Below are 20,839 nucleotides of genomic sequence, written 5' to 3' on the forward strand. Positions count from 1 at the left end.
TCCCGTTCCCCCCGGACCCCTCCCCGGAAGTCCCGACGCCATGTGTGACACGGGAGGGTACGCAAAGGTTGCAGCCCTTTGCGATCTCTTTACCCTCGACGGAGTGCGGGGCTCTCAGCAGGCATGTTGCACATAGCGGTCCGCCACTTCCGCCAACGCCTCCGACCCGTCGCGGGCCCACAGCGACTCGTTGAAGATCTCCACCTCGATCGGGCCGTCGAACCCGGCGGCCTCCACCTGGCGGCGGAACGCGCGGAAGTCCACACTTCCGTCGCCCAGTTGCCCCCGGCCGAGCAGGACGCCCGCCGGGAGCGGCGTGATCCAGTCGGCCAGCTGGAAGGAGTGGATGCGCCCGCCCGCACCCGCGCGGGCGATCTGGGCGGGCGCCCGGTCGTCCCACCAGAGGTGGTAGGTGTCGACGACCACCCCGACCTGCTCGGCCGGGAAGCGCTCCGCGAGGTCCAGGGCCTGGCCGAGCGTGGAGACCACGCAGCGGTCGGACGCGTACATCGGGTGCAGTGGTTCGATCGCCAGGCGTACGCCGCGTCCGGCCGCGTACGGAGCCAGTTCCGCCAGCGCCTCACCCACCCGCTCACGGGCCCCGTGCAGGTCGCGGCTGCCGGGCGGGAGGCCGCCGGAGACCAGGACCAGGGTGTCGGTGGACAGGGCCGCCGCCTCGTCGATCGCCGCCCGGTTGTCGGCCAGCGCGCGGGCGCGCTCGGCGGGGTCCAGGGCCGTGAAGAAGCCGCCCCGGCAGAGGCTGGTGACGGTGAGGCCGGCGTCGGACATGAGCCGTGCCGTGCGCTCGAGGCCGTACGCCTGCACCGGGGCCCGCCACAGGCCCACCTTGCCGATGCCGGCCTTGACGCAGCCCTCGGCGAGCTCCGGCAGCGACCACTGCTTGATGGTCTCCTGGTTGATCGAAAGGCGGGCGAGTGAATCGTTCGTCATCGCGCGCCTCCGTGGACCGCCAGCAGCGATCGCATGCGGTGCTCGGCCAGCTCCGGGTCGGGGAACAGGCCCAGGCCGTCCGCCAGTTCGTACGCCTTCGCCAGGTGCGGCAGCGAGCGCGCCGACTGGAGGCCGCCCACCATCGTGAAGTGGTCCTGGTGGCCGGCCAGCCAGGCCAGGAACACCACGCCCGTCTTGTAGAAGCGGGTCGGCGGCCGGAAGAGGTGACGGGAGAGTCCGACCGTGGGGTCCAGGAGGGCCCGGAAGCCGTCCACGTCGCCCGTGTCCAGCACCCGTACCGCGTGCGCCGCCAGCGGGCCCAGCGGATCGAAGATGCCCAACAGGGCGTGGCTGAAACCGCGTTCGTCGCCCGCGATGAGTTCCGGGTAGTTGAAGTCGTCGCCGGTGTAGCAGCGCACCCCGGCCGGGAGGCGGCGGCGGACGTCGATCTCGCGGGCCGCGTCCAGGAGGGAGATCTTGATGCCGTCGACCCTGTCCGGGTGTTCGGCGATGACCTTGAGGAAGGTGTCCGTGGCCTCGTCGAGGTCGGCGCTCCCCCAGTAGCCCTCCAGGGCCGGGTCGAACATCGGGCCCAGCCAGTGCAGGATCACCGGTTCGGATGCCTGGCGCAGGAGGTGGGCGTAGGTGGCGAGGTAGTCCTCCGGGCCGTTCGCCGCGCGGGCCAGGGCTCGCGATGCCATGAGGATCGGCTGGGCGCCGTGCTCCTCGGCCAGGGCCAGTTGCTGCTCGTACGCCGCCCTGACCTCGGCCAGGGTGGGCGTGCCGCCGTCGGGCAGCTGGTCGGTGCCCACGCCGCAGGCGATCCGGCCGCCCACCGCCTTCGCCTCGGCGGCCGAGCGGCGGATCAGCTCGGCCGCACCCGTCCAGTCCAGGCCCATGCCGCGCTGCGCGGTGTCCATGGCCTCCGCGACGCCCAGGCCGTGCGCCCACAGGTGGCGGCGGAAGGCGAGCGTGGACTCCCAGTCGACGGCCGCCGGGTCGTCCGGGCTGATGTCCGCGTACGGGTCCGCGACCACGTGCGCCGCCGAGAAGACCGTACGGGAGGTGGGGGCCACCGCTCCCGGAGCGAGGTCGAGCGGTGTGGCGCGGGGCGTGTAGGGGCCCTGCGGGAGGTGGATCGTCATGTCAGCGGCCCCCGGTGGTGCCGCGAACCGGTCGCGCGGGTCACAGGGTCAGCTCCGGGATGTCGAAGCGGCGGCCCTCGGCGGACGACTTCAGGCCCAGTTCGGCCAGTTGGACGCCCCGGGCGCCGGCCAGCAGGTCCCAGGCGTAGGGCTCGTCCAGGGCCACGTGGCGCAGGAACAGCTCCCACTGAGCCTTGAAGCCGTTGTCGAACTCCTGGTTGTCCGGCATCTCCTGCCACTGGTCACGGAACGACTCGGTGACCGGGAGGTCCGGGTTCCACACCGGCTTGGGGGTCGCCGAGCGATGCTGGACACGGCAGTTGCGCAGGCCCGCGACGGCGGATCCGTGCGTGCCGTCGACCTGGAACTCCACCAGCTCGTCGCGGTTGACCCGTACCGTCCAGGAGGAGTTGATCTGCGCGACCGCCCCGCCCGCCAGCTGGAAGATCCCGTACGCCGCGTCGTCGGCGGTCGCCTCGTACGGCTTGCCGTGCTCGTCCCAGCGCTGCGGAACGTGCGTCCGGACGTGGGCCGTCACGGAGGTGACCTGGCCGAACAGCTCGTGGAGCACGTACTCCCAGTGCGGGAACATGTCGACGACGATGCCGCCGCCGTCCTCCGCGCGGTAGTTCCAGGAGGGGCGCTGGGCCTCCTGCCAGTCCCCCTCGAAGACCCAGTAGCCGAACTCCCCGCGTACGGAGAGGATCTCGCCGAAGAAGCCGCCGTCGATCAGGCGCTTCAGCTTCAGCAGGCCCGGCAGGAAGATCTTGTCCTGGACGACGCCGTGCTTGATGCCCGCGTCCCGGGCGAGCCGGGCCAGGTCGAGGGCCCCCTCGACGTCCGTGGCGGTCGGCTTCTCGGTGTAGACGTGCTTGCCCGCCGCGATCGCCTTCTTGATCGCCTCCACCCGGGCCGAGGTGACCTGGGCGTCGAAGTAGATCTCGACCGTGTCGTCCGCGAGGACCGCGTCCAGGTCGGTCGACCACTCGGTGAGGCCGTGGCGCTCGGCGAGCTCCTCCAGGGCGTGGGCGCGGCGGCCGACGAGCACGGGCTCGGGCCACAGCACGTCGCCGTCGCCGAGATCCAGGCCTCCCTGCTCGCGGATCGCGAGGATCGAGCGCACCAGGTGCTGCCGGTATCCCATGCGTCCCGTGACGCCGTTCATGGCGATGCGCACTGTCCTGCGTGTCACGAAGGTCCCTCCATACAGCGGTAGCAAGCGCTTTCTATCGGGGATGACGCTAGCCTGCCGACAGCGGCCGGACAAGAGGGGGCCGCACGTGACCTCACGGAGGACAGCGATGACAGTCACCCTGGCGGATGTGGCGGCCCGCGCCCGGGTGTCCCCGGCCACCGTCTCGCGCGTGCTCAACGGCAACTACCCGGTGGCGGCGTCGACCCGCGAGCGGGTCCTGCGCGCGGTGGACGACCTGGACTACGTGCTCAACGGGCCGGCGAGCTCCCTCGCGGCGGCCACCTCGGACCTGGTCGGCATCCTGGTCAACGACATCGCCGACCCGTTCTTCGGGATCATGGCGGGGGCCGCCCAGACGCAGATCGGCGGGCCCGGGGACGGTTCCGGACGGGCGGGCGGCGAGAAGCTGGCCGTCATCTGCAACACCGGCGGCTCCCCGGAGCGCGAACTCACCTACCTCACCCTCCTCCAGCGCCAGCGCGCCGCCGCCGTCGTCCTCACCGGCGGCGCGGTCGAGGACCCGGCGCACCAGGCCGCGATGTCCGCGAAGCTGTCGAAGCTCGCGGACGCGGGCACCCGGATCGTCTTCTGCGGGCGGCCCCCGCTGCCCGAGGGGGACGCGCTCGTCGCCGCGCTCGCGTTCGACAACCGGGGCGGCGGACGCCGGCTCGCCGAGCACCTGATCTCGCTCGGCCACCGCAGGATCGGTTACGTCGCCGGACCCCCGGAGCGCACCACCACCCGGCACCGGCTGGAGGGCCACCGGGAGGCGCTGCGCGCCGCCGGGCTGGACGCCGCCCCGGCGGCCGGGGGCGATCAGGCCGGCTCCGGTGACCGGGCGTCCGCCGACCAGGACCGGCTCACCGTGCACGGGCCCTACGACCGGCGCTCCGGCTACGAGGCCACCCTCGAACTCCTGCGCAGGGCACCGGACGTGACCGCGGTCGTGGCCGCCAACGACACCGTGGCGCTGGGCGCGTGCGCGGCCGTACGGGACCAGGGGATGCGCATCCCCCAGGACATCTCGGTCGCGGGCTTCGACGACCTGCCGTTCTCGGTGGACGCGGTGCCGGCCCTCACGACGGTCCGGCTGCCGCTCTTCGAGGCGGGCGTCCGGGCGGGGCGGCTCGCGATGGGCAAGGAGAACCCGCCGCCCGGCGGCATCGCGACCATCGCGGCGGAGCTGATGATCCGGGGGTCCACGGCAGCTCCGCGGGGGTGAGCCGTCCTCGGACATCCGATTCCATCGCCCCCGGGAGGAGTTGACGCGCTGCGGTCGGCAGCGCCACTCCACGGGATTCGCTCAGCGCTCCGCCTCACCGCCCCTGCGCAGGTGATGGAGGCCCTGACTCCGGTCACCGAGGTGCCACAAGGGATACGCCTCCGGGCGCCCCCGTGGTCGGGGTCTGCGGGCCGGGGAGCGAAAAATGGGGGCCACTCCCCCATGCGCCCGCCCCGCCCCCCGAGCACGATGGACGCGGGCGGCCCGACCGGGGCCGGCCCGGGACCGGGGAGGTGCGGAGCGGTGTCGGAGAAGGATCTGATCGACAGAGGTACGAGCCGTTGCCTCGCTCCAACTGCTCCCGTCGCGTCCGGCGGTGCCCCGGCCCCCCTCTCGTCCACCTCCCACTCTCCCTCCGCCTCCCCCGCCCCCTCCCCCTCCGGGGGTGCGGACGGAGAGCCCTGGTGGCTTCCCGGTGTCGTCGGGAGCAGGCCCTCCGGCGAACCCCGCTGGGCCGCCTTCGCCCGGGAGGCCGTCGCATCGGCCCCGTGTGACGTGGCGGTCGCCGAGCAGGCGTACCCGGGGCTCAGCGGCTTCGGGCCGGTCGTCGCGCCCTTCGTCGAGGCGGCGGTGGGGCGGCTCCGGGACGCACTGACGCGGAACGCGCTCGCGGAGGAGGACGGCCCGGAGGAGGACGGCCCGGAGGTGGACGGTCCGGCCGTATGCGGTTCCGCCCCCGTCCTCGCGGATTTCCGGCGTCAGCTGACCCGCCGGCTGTCGCGGCTCGCGGCGCGCACCCTCGTCACCGAACTGCACGAGGCCCGGCTGCTCGGCCGGTTGAGCGGCGAAAGCCCCGAGGAGCGCTTCCGGGACTTCGTCACGCTGACCGCCCGCCGCGACGGCCTCGCCCACGTCATCACCGGCTACCCCGTGCTGGCCCGCCTCCTCGCGACGGCCTGCCTCAACGCGGGGGACGCGTTCGCGGAGATGGCCGCGCGGCTCGCCGCCGACCGGCGGCTGCTGGCCCCGGCGGGGGTGCTCGGCGACCGGGCGGGCTCCCCGGACGGCGTGCCCGGCGCGAGCCTGGGGCCCGGGGCGCTCACCGGCGTCGAAGCCGGTGCGGGCGACAGTCACCGCGGGGGCCGGTCGGTGATGCTGCTGCGGTTCGCCGACGGCACCCGGCTCGTCTACAAGCCGCGCCCGCTCGCTGCGCACCGGCACTTCAACACCCTTGCCGACTGGTTCGGTTCGCTGCCCGGCGCCCCGGAACTGCGGGTGCTGCGGGTCCTGGACCGGGGGGACTACGGCTGGGTCGAGTTCGTCGAGGAGCGGCCCTGCGCCACGGTGGCGGAGACCCGGGAGTTCTACCGGCGGCAGGGCGCGCTGCTGGCCCTGCTGCACACCCTGGACGGGACGGATCTGCACCACGAGAACCTGATCGCCTGCGGCCCGCACCCGGTTCTGGTCGATGTGGAGACACTGTTCCACCCGCCGCTGGGGCCCGCGCGGTCCGCCGATCCGGCCGCCCGTGCCCTGCACGACTCGGTCCACCGGGTCGGCCTGCTGCCCCAGTTGCTCGTCGGGGAGACGACCGCGCTCGACATGTCCGCCATCGGCGGGGGCCGGGCCGCCTCCTCCCCGATCGAGACCGCCGACTGGGCGGACGCCGGAACCGACCGCATGCGGCTGGTGCGGCGGGCGGGCCGGTTCACCGAGTCCGCCAACCGGCCCCGGCTGGGCGGCGTGGCCGCCGACCCCTCCGCGTACACCGAAGCCCTCTGCGGCGGATTCCGCGCCGGGTACACCGCGATCCACGAGAACCGGAGCGAACTCCTCGGCGGGGACGGGCTGTTGCGGCTCTTCGCCCAGGACGAGGTACGCGTCGTGCCCCGGCCGACCTGGACGTACACGACGCTGCTGGACGAGTCGACCCACCCCGACCTGATGCGGGACGCGACCGAACGTAACCGGGTGCTGTCGCTCCTGCGCACCCCGCTCCTGGGCGTGCCCGCGCTGCCCGGTCTGGAGGACGAGGAGATCGCGGAGCTGTGGTGCGGTGATGTGCCGGTGTTCTGCACCCGGCCGGGCGGCACGGAGCTGTGGAGCGGCACCGGCCGTACCGTTCCGGCGCCGGACGCCGCCGAGCCCGGGGACGACACGTCGGGGCACCCGCACGACGCCGTCGTTCCCACCGGGCTCGCCCGCGTCGAGGCGAAGGTGCGGGCGATGGACAGCGTCGACCGGCAGGACCAGGAACGGATCATCCGGGCCGCCATGGTGAGCACCTCGCCCGAGCCGCCGCACCGGGCGGGTCCGGGCGGCCGGGCGCGGAGCGCGGCGACCGCTCCGGAGCCCGAGCAACTGCTGTCCGCCGCACGGTCGGTGGGCGACCAGCTCGTCTCCCTCGCCTTCCGGCACGAGGGCCGCACCAACTGGATCGGCCTGGAGTTGCTCGGCGAGCGCTACTGGCGGCTCACGCCGATGGCGGCGGACCTCTCGGGCGGCTACACCGGCCCCGCGCTCTTCCTGGCCCAGCTGGCCGCGCTCACCGGCGCCGCCCGGTACGCGGAGGCGGCCCGCGAGGCGCTCACCCCGGTGCCGGGGCTGCTGGACGCGCTGCACGGGCAGGCCGATGACCTCGGGTCCCTGGGTTCCGGCGCCTTCGCGGGCCTCGGCGGCATCGCGTACGCGCTGACCGAGGTGGGCACACTGCTGGGCGACCGGGAGGTGCTGGACCTGGCGGGTCCGGCCGTCCGGCTGAGCTGCGCGGCGAGCGCGGCCGAGGACGGGTACGGGGTGCGCGGCGGTGCGGCGGGCGGGCTGGTCTCGCTGCTCGCGGTGTACCGCGCCACCGGCCGCCCGGAGGCCTGGCGTGGCGCCACGCACTGTGCAGAGCGGATCGCCGCCGCACCGCTCCCCCGCTCCGGGGGCTTCGCCGACGGGGCGGCGGGGATCGGCTGGGCGCTGCTGCGCTTCGTCGGGGCGGGCGGCGACGCCCGCCACCGGAGCGCCGGGCTGCGGGCCCTGCGCCGGGCGACGGCCGGGGCTGCCGGCGGGATGCCGGCCGGGGCGGCGCACGAGACGGCCTTTGAAGCGACGGCCCGTACGGCGGTCGCGGCGGCCACCGGGCCGGCCTGGTGCGGCGGCATCGCCGGCATCGCGCTGGCGATCGCGGACAGTCACGACGCGCTCGCGGACCCGGAGCTGGCAGGCTGGCTGGCGGCGCGCTCCGGAGAGCTGGCGGGCATCGGTCCGCTCGCCGACGACAGCCTGTGCCACGGGGAGTCGGGGCTGCTCGAACTCCTCGGCCACAGCGCGCTGCCCGCCGCACGGCCCGCGTGGGTGCGTCGGGCCGGGACGCTGCTGGCCGCCGCGGACCGGGCGGGACCGCAGTGCGGGACGCCCGGCCGCGTACCGCACCCGGGGCTGCTCACCGGCCTCTCGGGGATCGGGCACGGGCTCCTGCGGGCGGGGTTCCCCGACCGGATCGGCTCCGCCCTGCTCCTGCGCCCCTCCCGGGCGCCCTGACCGACCCACGGCTCCTTCCGACGACCACCGACCACCGACCACCGACCACCGACCACCGACCACCGACCACCGACCAGAGGATGAGGCAGAGATGAAGCAGTTCGGCGAATCGGCCCTGCAGGCGTCCGGCGACATCGCGCACGAGGGCACGCCCGAGCACCCGGCCGGGCAGATCTCCCTGGGCTCCACCGGAGGACTCGGTGCGCGCAGCAGACTTCTCAGCGCCTCGGAGGGCGAGAGCGGCTACAGCCACGACCTGCCCTGGACCACCATGACGTCCCCCTTCTGACCAGATCCGGCCAACTCAGCTGCAAATCAGCCGGATTGGCCCGCTGCCGTGGGAGTTGCGACTCCAGTAATCTGCGGCCATGCGAGCCACTTCGCCGGTCATCGTCGGGCGGGACGAGGAGATCGGACTGCTGAGCAGCGCCCTGGACGCCGTACGACGGCGTTCGGGGCGCGCGCTGTTCCTCCTCGGGGAAGCCGGTATCGGCAAGTCCCGGCTGGTGGGCGAATGCGCCTACCGGGCCTACGGGTTCGGCATGCCGGTGCTGCGTGGCCGGGCCACCTCGACCGGGCTCGTCGTCCCCTTCCGCCCGCTGGCGGAGGCGCTGGCCTCCCGGTTCCGGGCCGCGGGCACCCCGACCGATCCGGAGCTCGCGCCCTACCACCCGGCGCTGGCACGACTGGTCCCGGAGTGGCGCAGGGGCGGGTCGCCCGGCTATCCGGAGACGGTCGTGGAACTGGCCGAGGCGCTGCTGCGGCTGCTGTCCGTGCTGGGCAGGGAGGCGGGCTGCACGATCCTGCTGGAGGATCTGCACGACTGCGACACGGAGACCGTCGCGGTCGTCGAGTACGTCATCGACAACCTGGCGGACCTGCCCATCCTGTTCCTGGGCACCCTGCGCCCGGAGCCGGGCGCCGCCCTGGACCTCGTACGCTCCGCCGAGCGCCGCCACACCGCGACGGTGCGGGAGATGGGGCCGCTCCGCGACGCCCAGGTGCGGGCGTTGACGGGCGCGTGCCTGGAGGCGCGGCCGGAGGAGATACCCGAGGCGGTGCACCGCCGGCTGGCCGAACGCGCCGCGGGCAACCCGTACTTGCTGGAAGTGCTGCTGGCCGACCTGCTCGACACCGGGCGGCTCCGGCGGACGGACGACGGGTGGGAGGCGGCGGAGCAGCCGGACGGCTCGGTGCCCTCGGACATCGTCCGGAGCTGGGCCCGCAGGCTGGACCGGCTGGACGAGCCGGTGCGGGACCTCTTACTGGCGTCGGCCACCCTGGGCAGCCAGTTCTCGGTGACCGTGCTCCAGACCGTCACCGGTTTCGAGGACCGGGCCCTGTTCACGCATCTGCGGTCCGCGGTGGAGGCCGGCGTCATCGCCCCGGACGGCGCGGCCCCCGACCGCTACACCTTCCGGCACTCGCTCACCGCCGAGGCCCTGATCTCCTCACTGGCGCCGGCCGAGCGCGCCTCCCTGGCCCGCCGCGCCGCCGGGGCCATCGAGCACTCCGGGCAGCCGCTGGACGAGGACGGGCGGCAGCTCGTCGCCTCCCTGCAACTGGCCGCGGGCAACCGGGCGGGGGCGGCCCGCCAGTTCGCGGAGGCGGGAAGACGGATGCTCGCTTCGGGGGCGCACGGCTCCGCCGTGGTGCTGCTGGAGCGGGCGCACCCGCTGGCCGCCGAGAGCGACCGGGCCGCCGTCGCCGAGTCGTTGGCGGTCGCCCGTGCCGAGGGCGGCGATCTGGACGGCGCACTGGCGCTGGCGAACGCGCTGCCGCCGGTTCCGGCGCGTTCCGAGGCCGCCGCCCGGCGCGGCCGGATCCATGTCGAGCTCGCCTGGGCGGCGGTCATGGCGGAGCGCACCGCCGAAGCGGCCCTCCAGGTCGAAGCGGCCCGCCTCCTGCTCGGCGCGTCGCCGCCGCCGGGCCGCCGGGCCGCGCTGGTGGTGGTCGACAGATATCTGGCGCTGCTTCCCGGACACCGACCTGGACCCGGGCCCGGGCGGAGACCCCGGGATCCGGCGGAGGCGGAGCAGGCGGTGCGGGAGGCCGCGGAGACCGCCGAGGCAGAGGGGCTGCCCGTGGTGGCGTGCCAGGCCTGGCAGTTGCTGGCGCTGCTGCGGCGCGAGGAGGGCTTCGACGCCGCGGACGCCGCACTGGAGCGGATGCTGTCGATCTCCACCGAACACGCCCTGCCGGTCTGGCGGGTGGAGGCGCTGGTGCGGCTCGGGGCGAACGCCTTCATGCGGACCGGGGACGCCTCCCGGCTGCTCTCCGCGCGGGCGGCGGCCACCGAGCTGGGCGCGCTGCTGCTGACCCGTACGGTCGACGGGCTGCTCGCGATGAACGCGGTGATGTGCGCCCGGTGGGAGGAGGCACAGGAGATCATCGACCGCTCGGCGGAGGCCAGCGCCCGGGTGGGCGATCTGTCCGCCCATCGCTATCTGCTGCTGACCGGTGCGACGATGGCCGCGCACCGGGGGCGGCGGCGGGACATGGACCGGGCGCTGGCCGCGTTCCGGCGGGCCGGCGGCGAGCAGTCGCTGCTGGTGCCGCTCCGGTCGGGGCTGTGCCGGGCGTTCGGGGCGCTGTTGGAGGAGGACCGGGAGCGGGCGGCGGCGGGTCTGGACGAGGCGCTGGCCTGGGAGTCGGACCACCCGAGCTACTACTACCTGAGCGGCCGGTACGGGCTGCGCCCGCTGCTGCGGGTCCTGGCGGGCGAGGCGGACCGGGCGGAGCTGGAGGAGGCACGGGCGGCTCCCGGGGGCTGCCTCGCCTGGAACCGGCAGTTCCTGGAGCTGGCCGACGCGGTGCTGCTGGGCCGGGAGAAGGACCCGGACGGGGCCGCCCGGCTGATGGCGTCCTTCGACGCGCTCTCCGCTCCTTTCCCGGTCGCCCGCCACCTGGGCCTGCGACTGGTCGCGGACGCGGCTCTCGCGGACGGGTGGGGCGAGCCGGTGGCGTGGCTGCGGACCGCCGAGGAGTACTTCTACGGGGCCGGTGTGCAGCCGGTCGCCTCCGCGTGCCGGGCGGCGCTGCGGCAGGCCGGGGCGAGCGTGGGCCAGCACCGGGGCGGCTGGGACCGGATCCCGTCGCCGCTGCGGACCAGCGGGGTGACCCCGCGCGAGTACGAGGTGTTCGTCCTGCTGCCCGAGCGGCCCGGGAACCAGCAGATCGCCCGGCGGCTGTCCATCTCGCCGCGCACGGTGGAGAAGCACATGGCCAGTCTGCTGAGCAAGACCGGGCGCGCGGACCGGGCGGCCCTGTGCGAGTTCGCCTCCGAGTGCGCCGTCGAGTCGGCCTGAGGACACGGGGCCGGGCAGCTCGGGGCCGGGGAACCGGGGCGGTCGGGTGCGGGCCGGGGAGCCGGGGCGGGGCAGCCGGGTCGGGTGCCGGGGAGCCGGGGCCGGGCAGCTCGGGGCCGCGGAACCGGGGCGGTCGGGTGCGGGCCGGGCAGCCGGGGCGGGTGCCGGGCAGCCGGGGCGGGTGCCGGGCAGCCGGGGCCGGGCAGCCGGATGTCTGGGTGCCGGGGCGGGGCAGCCGGGTGCCCGGGAGCCTGGGTGCCGGGGCGGGCAACATGGGGGTGCCGGGCGGTTTCGGTCGGGTGCCGGGGCGGAAAATGCGGGCGGGGCCCCGATGTGCGGGGGCCGGCGCGGAAGCAGGATCGGGGCGTGCGTACGGCCCAGTCCGCCGCCCGTCCCCGCTCCCGGAGGCCCGCTGATGACCCGACCTCCCGCCCGTACCGGTTCCGCAGGTGCGGTGTACTTCTCCCTGCTCGGCCCGCTCACGGCCCGGCTGGACGGCCGTGAGCTGCCGCTCGGCCCGCGAAAGCAGCGCCTGGTCCTCGCCACCCTGCTGGCCCGCCCCAACACCCCCGTACCGGTCGACGTGTTGACCGACGCGGTGTGGCCGGACGATCCGCCCCGCACCGCCCGCAAGAACCTTCAGGTCTACGTCAGTGCCGCCCGGGCTCTCCTGGGGCCCGCCGGGGACGACGGGCGGGACCGGCTGGTGCACGGCTGCGGGGGCTATCTCCTGCGGATCGCCGAGGGCGAGCTGGACACCCTGCGCTTCGGGTCGCTGGCCCGTGCGGGGCGGGCGGAGGCCGGGAGGGGCGATCTGCGGTCCGCCGCCCGGCTGTTGCGCGAGGCGCTGGACCTGTGGGAGGGGCCGCCGCTGAACGACCTGCGGGACTCCGCCGGGGTCGCCGAGGAGGCGGACCGGCTGGAGGCCCGCTGTCTGACGGTGTACGAGGACTGGGCGGAGACCGAGATCGAGCTCGGCCGGGCGGCGGTCGCGGTGGACGGGCTGCGGGACCTGGTGGAGCGCCATCCGCTGCGGGAGCGGCTCCGGGCCGCGTGGATGAACTCCCTGCACCAGTCGGGCCGGCAGGCCGAGGCGCTGGCGGTGTACGACGACTACCGGCAGCTGATGGCCCGGGAGCTGGGGCTGGAGCCGAGTCCGGCGATGGCCGCGTTGTACCGCTCGATGCTCGGCCGGGGGCGCGGGGCCCGGCGGCCCGCCGCCGCCCGGGAGGCGGTGAGCGCGGTGGCGCTGCCCGCCCCCACCGGGGCCTTCACCGGGCGCCGCGACGAACTACGGGGCCTGCTCGACGTGCTGGGCGGCGGCGAGGAGCGCGTGGTGGTCGTCTCGGGCCCGGCCGGGGCGGGGAAGTCGGCGCTGGCGGTCCGGGCGGCGCATCTGCTCGCCGACCGCTTCCCCGACGGCCGCGTCCAGGTCCGGGTGCGCCGGGAGGACGGTACGGCACGTGGCCGGGCGGAGGTCCTGGCGGAGCTGGGGCGGCTGTGCGGGGTGACGGCGGGGGCCGCCGCCGCCCCTTCGGAGGGCGGGCGGACGGACGGCGGGCACGGGGGCACGGGCGCGGCGTCGGGCGCCCTCGCGGACGCCTGGCAGGAGTGGCTGGACCGGCACCGGGCGCTGGTCGTCCTGGACGACGTGCCGGACGAGGCGTCCGTACGGGGGCTGCTGCCCCGGTCCGGGAAGTGTTCCGTACTGGTCACCGCCCGGTGCCAGTTGGCCGGCCTCGCCCCGGTGCACCGGATCGCGCTGCCCGCGCTGGCGGACGGCGAGGCCCTGGAGCTGCTGGGGAAGCTGATCGGTGCCGGGCGGCTGCGGACGGACCCGGGGGCGGCGTTGCGGATCGTCCGGGCCTGCGGGTCGCTGCCGCTCGCGGTGGAGGTGAGCGGGATGCGGCTGGCGGTGCTGCGGCATCTGCCGCTGGCGGAGTACGCGGCCCGGCTGGAGGACCCGTCGGCCGCGCTGGACGAACTGGTCGCCGGGGACATCTCCGTACGGCACCGGATCGCGTCCGGCTGGCAGGACCTGGTGGACGGCGACCGGTGGGTGCTGGGGCGGCTGGCCGGGCTCGCCGAGGACGGGGGCTTCACCCTGGACCGGGCCACGGAGGCGCTGGGCTGCGGGGAGCGGGCGGCGATCCGGGCCGTCGAGTCGCTGATCGGCGCCGGTGCGGTGACCTCGCCGGCCGGGGAGGTCACCGCACACGCCGCGCTGTACGAGGTGCCGCGGCTGTTCGGCCTGTACGCCCGCGAGCGGGAGGCGCCCGCGCGGACCGGTGTACCGACCGGTCCGGCGCACACCGGCGCACCGGGCGCACCCGCGGGCACGTCCCTCGCACCGGTCGCACCCGACCGTGCCGGCGGACCGGCCGGCACCGGCGTACCGGTCGCGCCCGCGCACGCCGGCGTACCCGTCCACACCGCGTCGACGCACACCGGCACGTCGGCTCGCACGGCCGTGACGGCCGGTCCGCTCATCCCAGGGTGAGCAGCTTCAGCAGATCGTGCGGCCGGTGGCCGTCGTCCCCGGGGACGACGGCCGCATCGGCGTCCGCCCCGGCCAGGAAGTGCAGGGCGAGCAGCAGCCCGGCCGCCCCCGTGGCCAGGTCGGCGGAGCAGCGCCGCAGTCTGGCCCCGGGGACCAGCAGCCGGCCCCCGTCGGCGACCAGGTGCCAGGACAGGTTGCGTACGGAGGCGAGGACCTCGGGCCCGGCCGGGCCCCGCTCCAACTGGCGTGCGGTGGCGACGAGTCCGGCCCGTCCGGTGAACAGCCCCGGCTCGCGGACGAATTCGGCTGTGCAGCCCTTGTGCACCCCGGGCAGCAGGGCGGCGAGCGCGGGCGCTTCCTCCCGGGCCAGGTAGGCGCCGGCGACCAGGGCGAACCCGCCGCTGCCCTGGTCGAGGTAGAGCAGATGGCGGCGGCCGTCCTTGACCTGGACCGTGCCGTCGGGCATCGCCACGCAGTGACCGGAGTCCCGGTACAGGGCGGTGCGGGCGGCGCGCAGCAGCCACTCCTCGCCGGTGAGCGCGTGCAGTTCGAGGTGGAGCAGGGCGACGCCGCTCAGCCCGCGCAGCAGCCCGGCGGAGGGCGGGGCGGACAGTCCGCCGCCCGGCACCGCTTCGCCCCGCACCAGGCAGTCGAGGTCCCAGGCGGTGCGCAGGGCGGTGTCCACCAGCTCCGGGTCCGGGGCGGACGTGCCCGCCGTCGCCAGCCGGAGGGCGGCCAGGGCCGTGCCCGCGCGGCCGGTCAGCAGGTCGGCGGAGGGCGACGGGTGGGCGGCGGCGACGGCCCGCTCGAACAGCTCGCGCCCCTCGTCCCGGCGGCCGAGCAGGGCCAGCGCCACGGCGGTGCCCGGCAGCCCGTCGAACAGCCCGCCGGGCGAGGCGGGGTCGCGGCGGCGTGCGGCGGCGGCCAGCCAGTCGGTCCAGGCGTCCGGCACGGGGGCCCCGACGCGGTCGAGGGCGTACAGGACGCCGGCGGCCCCGTGCGCCAGGTCCGTGCCGCCGGTGGCGAAGGACCGGGGGTCGCCGGGGAAGAGCCGGTCGCGGCGCTCGGGCGTCGCGCCCGCGTGGATGCCCGCGAGCAGCCGGGCCCGCAGCCCGGCCCAGTCGGGCGCGGGGCCGTCGAGGAGCGCCGCGATCTCCCTCTCGCTCTCGCGGCCGGCGGCGCTCTCCGCCGCCCGCAGCAGGGCCGGCCGGGGCGGGCCGGCGTCGGGCGCGAGGCCGTAGCGCTCCCGGGCCCAGGACTCCAGCGAGAGCGCCTTCGCCCGGTCGTGGGCGGCCATCTCCGTCAGCGGCATCAGCATGGTGAGCCAGGTCGCCCACAGCGCGCAGGCGTCGGCCTCCGCGCCGGGTGTGCCGGGCGGGGCCTGGAGGCCGGGCGCTCCGGCCAGCGGGGTGCGGTCGTCGTCGAGCGCGGTGGCGTACTCGAAGTCGACGAGGGCGAGGCGCCCGTCGGGCCGCAGGATGATGTTGGAGGGGTGCAGGTCGCCGAAGCGCAGACCGCGGCCGTGAACTTCCGCGAGTGCGGCGGTCAGTTGGCCGGTCACCCGGTCCACCCACGCGGTGTACGGGGCGAGTTCGTCCGGGGTGCGGGCTCCGCGCACCAGTGCGAAGCGGGCGACGATCTCGTCGAGCAGGGTGGGGCCCTCCACGTACTCCGTCACCAGGAACCGGTGCTCCCACACGGTCCGTACGCCGTACACCTCCGGTACGCAGTCGAGCCCGGCGAGCGCCGTCAGGGCCCGGTGTTCGCGGTCCAGCCGGGTCACGGCGTCGTCGCCCACGGCGTCGAGTCCGCAGTGCGGGCGGGCTTCGCGCAGCACCACCCGGTGGCCGGTCTCCCGGTGCCGGGCGAGGTAGATGCCGCCCGCGTTGGAGAACTGGAGGGCATCGGTGACGGTGTACGGGAAGGAGTCGTCGCGGGCGGCCGCGCGGGCGGCGAGATGCGGCCGCAGCAGCTCGGGCACCCGCACCCACGCGGGCACCCGGAACACCACCCCGCGCTCGTCGGGCACGAGTTCACCGGAAGGGTGGCGCAGGGCGGGCACGCGCTCGCCCCGGGCGTCGCGGCACCAGCGGTCGACGAAGGCTCCGTACCGTACGTAGACGGGGGCGTCGCCGATGCGCAGGTCGCTCAGGATGTACGGGCCCCGGCGGCCGGCCAGGGCCTCGGTCAGCTCGTCGAGCACCCGGGTCAGAGCCGTCCCGTCCGGCGGGTAGAGGGTGAGGAACTTCCCCGCGCTGCCCCGGGACATGTACTTCCCCGACATCAGCAGGAGCGCCTGCTCGCTGCGGAGGAACTTGAACGGCACCTTGTGCCGGAGGCAGATCCGGGCGGTGTCGCGCAGGGTTCGCGCCGCCTCGCCGGGGACGGTGGAAACATGGACCTTCCAGCCCTGCTCGGCCGGTTCGCCGTCCTCGGGCAGCAGTGAGGTCCACAGGCCGCCCGCCACGCGCCGCCAGCCGGGGGGCGGCTCGGCCGCGTCGAGCGGGTAGCGGGTCTCCTGGTCGGGGAGCCGGGCCGGGGTGTCGTAGTACCTGCGGTCGGCGAGGCAGTACAGCTGGGTCTCGTGGATGCCGGGCACGGCGTTCCTCCTCAGGGTGTGCCGGGGCGGCCGGCGGTGTCGTGGGCGGGCCGGGCTTCCTCCGCGGGGCGGCCGGGCGGCGGGAGGGCCCCGGCCCGTACGGAGGGGGCCAGCGTCACCACCGCCGCCGAAACGGCCAGCACGCACCCGATCAGCCCGAAGGCGGTACTGGCGCCCAGGGCGGTCAGCAGGGCACCGCCCGCGAGCGGCCCGAACGGCTGGACGACCGAGGACAGGAAGGAGGCCGCGCTCTGCACCCGGCCGACCCGGTCCTCAGGGGTGACGATCAGCAGGGTCGAGAGGAAGCCGATGCTGGCGACCGTCGACAGGCCCATGCAGAGCGCGCACAGGAGCCCGGCCAGCAGCGGGCTGCTGACCCAGGCCAGCGCGGCGGCCGTCGAGACGCAGCTCCAGCAGGTGATGACGATGAGCGACCGGACATGGCGGTCGGGTGCCAGCCGGGGCGCGAGGAGCGCGCCGGCGAGGGCGCCCGCCGAGACGCAGGTGATGACGAAGCCGCCGCCGAGCCCGGAGCGTCCGCCCTCGGAGAAGACGGCGAGCGCCGTGAAGGTGAGAGCCCCGAACGCGAAGTTCATACCGAGGCCGAAGACCAGCAACACCGTTCGGAGATAGGGCAGTCGCCACAGGAAGGAGAGCCCGGCGGTGAGTTCCCGGCGGCTGAACACCGACCCGGCCTTGGTCCTGGCCTCCGAGCGGGTCCGCACGAGGGCCACGCAGACGGTCGAGAGGAGGAGCCCGAGGAACTGGGCGGTGAACGGCAGGGCTTCGTGCACGCCGAACAGCGCACCGCCGACGAGCGGGCCGACCAGCCGGACCGTGGAGGTGCGCGCCTGGAGGCGTGCGGTCGCCGTGCCCATCTGGTCCGGCGGCACGACCGCGCGCAGCAGGCCGAAGGCGGCGGGGGCGTAGACGCTGTTGAGGACGGCACCGGCGGTGGCGACCAGCAGGACGAGCGCCATGGGGGCACTGCCGTTCCACACGGCGACGGTCAGGGCGGTGACCGCGAGCAGGCTCCCCCCGTCGCACAGCCGCATCAGACGGCGGCGTTCGACCCGGTCGGCGACGACCCCGCCCGGCAGCATCGTGATCAGCACGGCGCAGACGGACACCGTCCCCACGGCGCCGGCCTGCACGGCGGAACCGGTCTCCTTGAGGATCAGCAGGGGCAGCGCGAGGGCGCTCATCTGGCTGCCCAGGACGGCGAAGAGGCCGCTCATCCAGAGCAGCCGGAAATCCCGGTTGGAGCGGAGCGACGTGGCCATCGGGGGGCTCCCGGAGATCGTCGGTCAGGGGATGTACGAAGCGCGGCGGGGCGGCTCCCGTGTTCGCGGAGCCGCCCCCGTACCGCCTGTCAGCCGGCCGGGCGCCGCGGAGGCGAGGCGTCGGCCTCGTCCCGCCGCGGCGCACGGCCCGGTGCGAGCAGCGCTGGACCTGTGCTGCGGTCAGCGCTGCGATTCGACGACGCTCAGCACGCTGATGCAGTTGCCGTCGGTCTGGTCGCCGCCCTGGACGGACGTGTCCTGGAGGTCCAGGACGGAGTGTGCCTCGACCTCGGGGGTCTCGTCGGCGTCGCCGGCGGCGGGCTTGGTGTTCTCGGACATGGTGATCTCCATCCACTCGTCACTGCGGGATCGATCGAGGCCCCGTGGGGTGTGCCGCCGGGTGCCCGGTACGTCAGGTCAGTTCTCGACGACGCTCAGCACGCTGATGCAGTTGCCGGGGGGCGCGATGATGTCGCGGTCGTTGTGGACGGACGTCTCCTGGAGGTCCAGCACGGAGTGCGCCTCGACCTCGGGGGTCTCGTCGGCGTCGCCGGCGGCGGGCTTGGTGTTCTCGGACATGGTGATCTCCATCCACTCGTCACTGCGGATCCGGGAGCCGGGTTCCGTGGGGCACACACCCCTCGGAGTCCGGTGCGGCGGCGGGCCGGTGCCCGCCGTTGCCGAGAAAGTTAGGAAGCCGGGCCTGGCGATCGCTTCGGCGGCGGTATGGCGCCGGTATCGGGCCAGTTCGGAGCGAGGGGAGCCGGTATCCCAGGTCCCGGTGGCGGCGCGGGGAGCCGCCCCGACCTGGGCCCATACCACCGCCGAAGCGCCGTCGGACCGTCCGTGAACCGGTACGGCACAGCCTGGGTACGCGCCCGACGCGCCCCGGCCCCGAAGGAGGCGGCCCGCATGGAACTCGCCGAACTCGTCGCACGACGGCCCTTCCCGGCCGCCGGCCTGCTCCTCGGCCTCACCCGGCGCTGCCCGCTGCGCTGCGCGCACTGCTCGACCGGGTCGGACCTGTTCACCCGGGAGGAACCGGACAGCGGCCGGCTGGAGCGGTTCGTCGGCTCGTTCACCGCGGAGAACCGGCCTGACGTCGTCATGCTCACCGGCGGGGAACCGCTGCTGCTGCCCGAGCTCGCCGAGCGGCTGAGCACGCTGGCGCGGCGCGCCGGGTCCCGTACCGCGCTGCTCAGCGGCATGTTCTTCGCCCGGAACAGGGGTCGGCGTGGCGGTCGGCGTGGCGCGGTGATTCCTCCCGCGATCCTGCGCGCGATCCGCTCGGTCGACCACTTCTCCGCCTCCCTCGACGTCCACCACGAACGCGAGGTCCCGCGCGCCGACGTCTTCCGCGCCCTGCACCGGATCCGGGACGAGGGCGTGGCGGTGAGCCTCCACCTCACCGGTACCGGCGCGTCCGACCCGTATCTCGCCGACCTCACCCGGGCGGTGGAGCAGGAGTTCGGTGGCCGGGTCCCGTGCCTGGTCAACGAGGTGCGGCCGTTCGGCCGGGCCGCCGCCTGGGCCCGGCCCGCCCGCACCGGCCCGGACCCGGCGGCGGCGGCGCCGTGCTCGATGGCCGCCTGGCCGGTGGTCGCCTTCGACGGCCGGGTGCTGGCCTGCTGCAACCAGGACACCGTCGACCGGCGCCCCGTACCGGCCCATCTGGACCTCGGCCACATCGCCGACGACGACTGGGGGACGGTGCGCCGCCGGGCGCTGGAGTCCCCGGTGCTGCGCATGCTCCGCACGGTCGGGCCCACGCATCTGGCCGCCCGGTACGGGTCCGGCCTCCGGGCGGGCTCCTACTGCGACGGCTGCCGCGCGCTGGGGGGCGACGAGGCGGTGGCGGCCGGGGCCCGTGCGGTGGCGGGCGGGGCCGCCGGGGCGCTGCTGGACCTGACGGCCGCGATGCGCGGCTCCCGGGAGGGTGCGCAGGGCGTCGTGCGCCGGCACGGCTGCGCGGCGTACGCGCCACTGGTCGTCGCGGGCGGTCCGCCCCTGCCGGAGTCCGACGCGGGGGACGTCCGATGAGCACGCGGACGGCCGGCGGCACACGGACGGCCGGCAGCAGGCGCGCGGTCGGCGGTACGCGCGCGGCCGACGTTGCGCGGCCCGGGTGTGCGGGGGCCTCCGCGCGTCTGCGGGTCAAACTGCTGCTGCTGGAGCCGGAGTTCCGGGGCGCGACACACCATATGTGGCGCGCCGAGGGGCTGTTGCCGCGCTACCGGACGTATCTGTGCACCATGCACGCCGTCATCCGCGCCTCCGTCCCGCTGATGCGTCTGGCCCTCGACCGCGCCCGCGCCCTGGCCGCCTCGGGCGACCCGCTCGCGGCGCCTCTCGCCGCGTACCTGGAGGAGCACATCCGGGAGGAGGAGGGCCACGACGCCTGGCTGCTGGAGGACCTCCGGGCGGCCGGCGGCTCCCCCGAGGACGCGCTCGGCCCGCTGCCCTCCCCCCTGGTCGCCTCGCTCGTCGGTGCCCAGTACTACTGGATCGAGCACCACCACCCGGTCGCCCTGCTCGGCTACATCGCCGTACTGGAGGGCTACGCGCCCGCCCCCGGCCTCACCGGCCGCATCGCCCGGCTGACCGGGCTGCCCGCCGCCGCGCTCCGGACCGTACGGGAGCACTCGGTGCTCGACACGGAGCACCTGGACGAGCTGTACGCGCTGCTGGACCGGCTGCCGCTCGGCCGGGACCAGGAAGCGGCCGTGGCGGTCGGTGCACTGCACTCCCTCGACGCGCTCACCCGGCTGTTCGTCCGGCTCGGGCGCTCCGCACCGGCGCCGTCGCTGCGGGGAGCCGGACCTGTCCCACCGATGGGAGTCACACCATGACCGGACCACCCGAGAACGGCGAACGGCCGCCGCTGCCCGCCGCGTTGTACGAGGCGGGCTTCCCCGTCGACCTGCTCAGCGAGGAACAGCGCGAGGTGCTGAACGAGCTGACACCGGCGGAACTGGCGGTGCTGCTCGACGTGAAGAGCAGGCTCGACGCCGTCGGTCCCGAGGTCCAGGCGCACGGCGAGATCGCCGGCGGCGCGCTGTTCTGACCGGCGACCGATCAGCGGTACGGGCCCGGCGCCGGCCACAAGCG

At 75.4% G+C, this 20,839-nt stretch carries 15 protein-coding genes; 8 read left to right on the forward strand and 7 right to left on the reverse strand.

Going from position 1 to position 20,839, the window contains the following annotated elements; genetic code table 11:
• Positions 1-114: 114 nt before the first annotated feature.
• Genes IG90_RS0133560 through IG90_RS0133570 form a run of 3 tightly spaced genes read right to left on the reverse strand, consistent with a single transcriptional unit; the run spans position 115 to position 3,288 of the window.
• Complete coding sequence (locus tag IG90_RS0133560; RefSeq protein WP_030593336.1) at positions 115-951, reverse strand: sugar phosphate isomerase/epimerase family protein; 837 nt, start codon at positions 949-951, stop codon at positions 115-117.
• The gene (locus IG90_RS0133565; protein WP_030593339.1) at positions 948-2,096 is read right to left on the reverse strand and encodes a dihydrodipicolinate synthase family protein; all 1,149 of its coding nucleotides are present in this window, start codon (positions 2,094-2,096) and stop codon (positions 948-950) included. Before IG90_RS0133565 ends, IG90_RS0133560 begins: the two co-directional genes overlap by 4 nt.
• A 40-nt stretch (positions 2,097-2,136) precedes the next feature.
• Positions 2,137-3,288 carry a Gfo/Idh/MocA family protein gene (locus tag IG90_RS0133570; protein WP_030593342.1) on the reverse strand — a complete coding sequence of 384 codons (1,152 nt, stop codon included), beginning with the start codon at positions 3,286-3,288 and terminating at the stop codon, positions 2,137-2,139.
• A gap of 109 nt (positions 3,289-3,397) precedes the next feature.
• Here IG90_RS0133570 and IG90_RS0133575 point away from each other — a divergent pair, with 109 nt between their 5' ends.
• The 5 genes from IG90_RS0133575 to IG90_RS0133595 all read left to right on the forward strand — a co-directional run bounded on the left by IG90_RS0133575 (position 3,398) and on the right by IG90_RS0133595 (position 13,849).
• Positions 3,398-4,513 (forward strand): LacI family DNA-binding transcriptional regulator, encoded by a 1,116-nt coding sequence (locus tag IG90_RS0133575; RefSeq protein ID WP_030593344.1) that lies wholly within the window; start codon positions 3,398-3,400, stop codon positions 4,511-4,513.
• A 303-nt stretch (positions 4,514-4,816) separates the two neighbouring features.
• The gene (locus IG90_RS0133580; RefSeq protein WP_030593346.1) at positions 4,817-8,041 is read left to right on the forward strand and encodes a type 2 lanthipeptide synthetase LanM family protein; all 3,225 of its coding nucleotides are present in this window, start codon (positions 4,817-4,819) and stop codon (positions 8,039-8,041) included.
• 91 nt (positions 8,042-8,132) lie between these two features.
• The gene (locus IG90_RS0133585) at positions 8,133-8,330 is read left to right on the forward strand and encodes a hypothetical protein (protein ID WP_030593348.1); all 198 of its coding nucleotides are present in this window, start codon (positions 8,133-8,135) and stop codon (positions 8,328-8,330) included.
• Positions 8,331-8,409: 79 nt separating this feature from the next.
• Positions 8,410-11,349, forward strand: coding sequence for a helix-turn-helix transcriptional regulator (locus tag IG90_RS0133590; protein ID WP_030593350.1), 2,940 nt, complete (start codon positions 8,410-8,412; stop codon positions 11,347-11,349).
• A gap of 415 nt (positions 11,350-11,764) precedes the next feature.
• Positions 11,765-13,849: an AfsR/SARP family transcriptional regulator gene (locus IG90_RS0133595; RefSeq protein WP_233436155.1), complete on the forward strand. Its 2,085-nt coding sequence runs from the start codon at positions 11,765-11,767 to the stop codon at positions 13,847-13,849.
• Here IG90_RS0133595 and lanKC read toward each other — a convergent pair.
• The 4 genes from lanKC to IG90_RS45040 all read right to left on the reverse strand — a co-directional run bounded on the left by lanKC (position 13,836) and on the right by IG90_RS45040 (position 18,310).
• Complete coding sequence (gene lanKC / locus IG90_RS0133600) at positions 13,836-16,448, reverse strand: class III lanthionine synthetase LanKC (RefSeq protein ID WP_030593354.1); 2,613 nt, start codon at positions 16,446-16,448, stop codon at positions 13,836-13,838. The genes IG90_RS0133595 and lanKC overlap by 14 nt on opposite strands.
• 11 nt (positions 16,449-16,459) lie before the next feature.
• Positions 16,460-17,731, reverse strand: a complete 1,272-nt coding sequence (locus IG90_RS0133605) for an MFS transporter (RefSeq protein ID WP_030593355.1) — start codon at positions 17,729-17,731, stop codon at positions 16,460-16,462.
• 180 nt (positions 17,732-17,911) lie between these two features.
• Entirely contained in the window at positions 17,912-18,070 is a 159-nt protein-coding gene (locus IG90_RS45035; RefSeq protein ID WP_167345022.1) for a hypothetical protein, read from the reverse strand.
• 78 nt (positions 18,071-18,148) lie between these two features.
• Positions 18,149-18,310 carry a hypothetical protein gene (locus IG90_RS45040; RefSeq protein WP_167345023.1) on the reverse strand — a complete coding sequence of 54 codons (162 nt, stop codon included), beginning with the start codon at positions 18,308-18,310 and terminating at the stop codon, positions 18,149-18,151.
• 333 nt (positions 18,311-18,643) lie between these two features.
• On the opposite strand from IG90_RS45040, the gene IG90_RS0133620 reads away from it, so the two are divergent.
• The 3 genes from IG90_RS0133620 to IG90_RS0133630 all read left to right on the forward strand — a co-directional run bounded on the left by IG90_RS0133620 (position 18,644) and on the right by IG90_RS0133630 (position 20,795).
• Positions 18,644-19,771 (forward strand): radical SAM protein, encoded by a 1,128-nt coding sequence (locus IG90_RS0133620; protein ID WP_030593357.1) that lies wholly within the window; start codon positions 18,644-18,646, stop codon positions 19,769-19,771.
• Positions 19,772-19,896: 125 nt separating this feature from the next.
• Positions 19,897-20,580, forward strand: a complete 684-nt coding sequence (locus IG90_RS0133625; protein ID WP_233436157.1) for an iron-containing redox enzyme family protein — start codon at positions 19,897-19,899, stop codon at positions 20,578-20,580.
• On the forward strand, positions 20,577-20,795 hold the full coding sequence (locus IG90_RS0133630; RefSeq protein WP_030593362.1) for an aroma-sacti cluster domain-containing protein: 219 nt from the start codon (positions 20,577-20,579) through the stop codon (positions 20,793-20,795). The genes IG90_RS0133625 and IG90_RS0133630 overlap by 4 nt, the downstream gene beginning before the upstream one ends.
• Positions 20,796-20,839 lie beyond the last annotated feature (44 nt).

The sequence above is a fragment of the Streptomyces anulatus genome (assembly GCF_000721175.1).
Taxonomy (GTDB): domain Bacteria; phylum Actinomycetota; class Actinomycetes; order Streptomycetales; family Streptomycetaceae; genus Streptomyces; species Streptomyces anulatus_C.

Coding starts and splice junctions, on each gene's coding strand:
- IG90_RS0133595 (WP_233436155.1), top strand. CDS start 11,765: ATGACCCGACCTCCCGCCCGTACCGGTTCCGCAGGTGCGGTGTACTTC.
- IG90_RS0133565 (WP_030593339.1), bottom strand. CDS start 2,096: ATGACGATCCACCTCCCGCAGGGCCCCTACACGCCCCGCGCCACACCG.
- IG90_RS45040 (WP_167345023.1), bottom strand. CDS start 18,310: ATGTCCGAGAACACCAAGCCCGCCGCCGGCGACGCCGACGAGACCCCC.
- IG90_RS45035 (WP_167345022.1), bottom strand. CDS start 18,070: ATGTCCGAGAACACCAAGCCCGCCGCCGGCGACGCCGACGAGACCCCC.
- IG90_RS0133560 (WP_030593336.1), bottom strand. CDS start 951: ATGACGAACGATTCACTCGCCCGCCTTTCGATCAACCAGGAGACCATC.
- IG90_RS0133620 (WP_030593357.1), top strand. CDS start 18,644: ATGGAACTCGCCGAACTCGTCGCACGACGGCCCTTCCCGGCCGCCGGC.
- IG90_RS0133630 (WP_030593362.1), top strand. CDS start 20,577: ATGACCGGACCACCCGAGAACGGCGAACGGCCGCCGCTGCCCGCCGCG.
- IG90_RS0133585 (WP_030593348.1), top strand. CDS start 8,133: ATGAAGCAGTTCGGCGAATCGGCCCTGCAGGCGTCCGGCGACATCGCG.
- IG90_RS0133590 (WP_030593350.1), top strand. CDS start 8,410: ATGCGAGCCACTTCGCCGGTCATCGTCGGGCGGGACGAGGAGATCGGA.
- IG90_RS0133575 (WP_030593344.1), top strand. CDS start 3,398: ATGACAGTCACCCTGGCGGATGTGGCGGCCCGCGCCCGGGTGTCCCCG.
- IG90_RS0133605 (WP_030593355.1), bottom strand. CDS start 17,731: ATGGCCACGTCGCTCCGCTCCAACCGGGATTTCCGGCTGCTCTGGATG.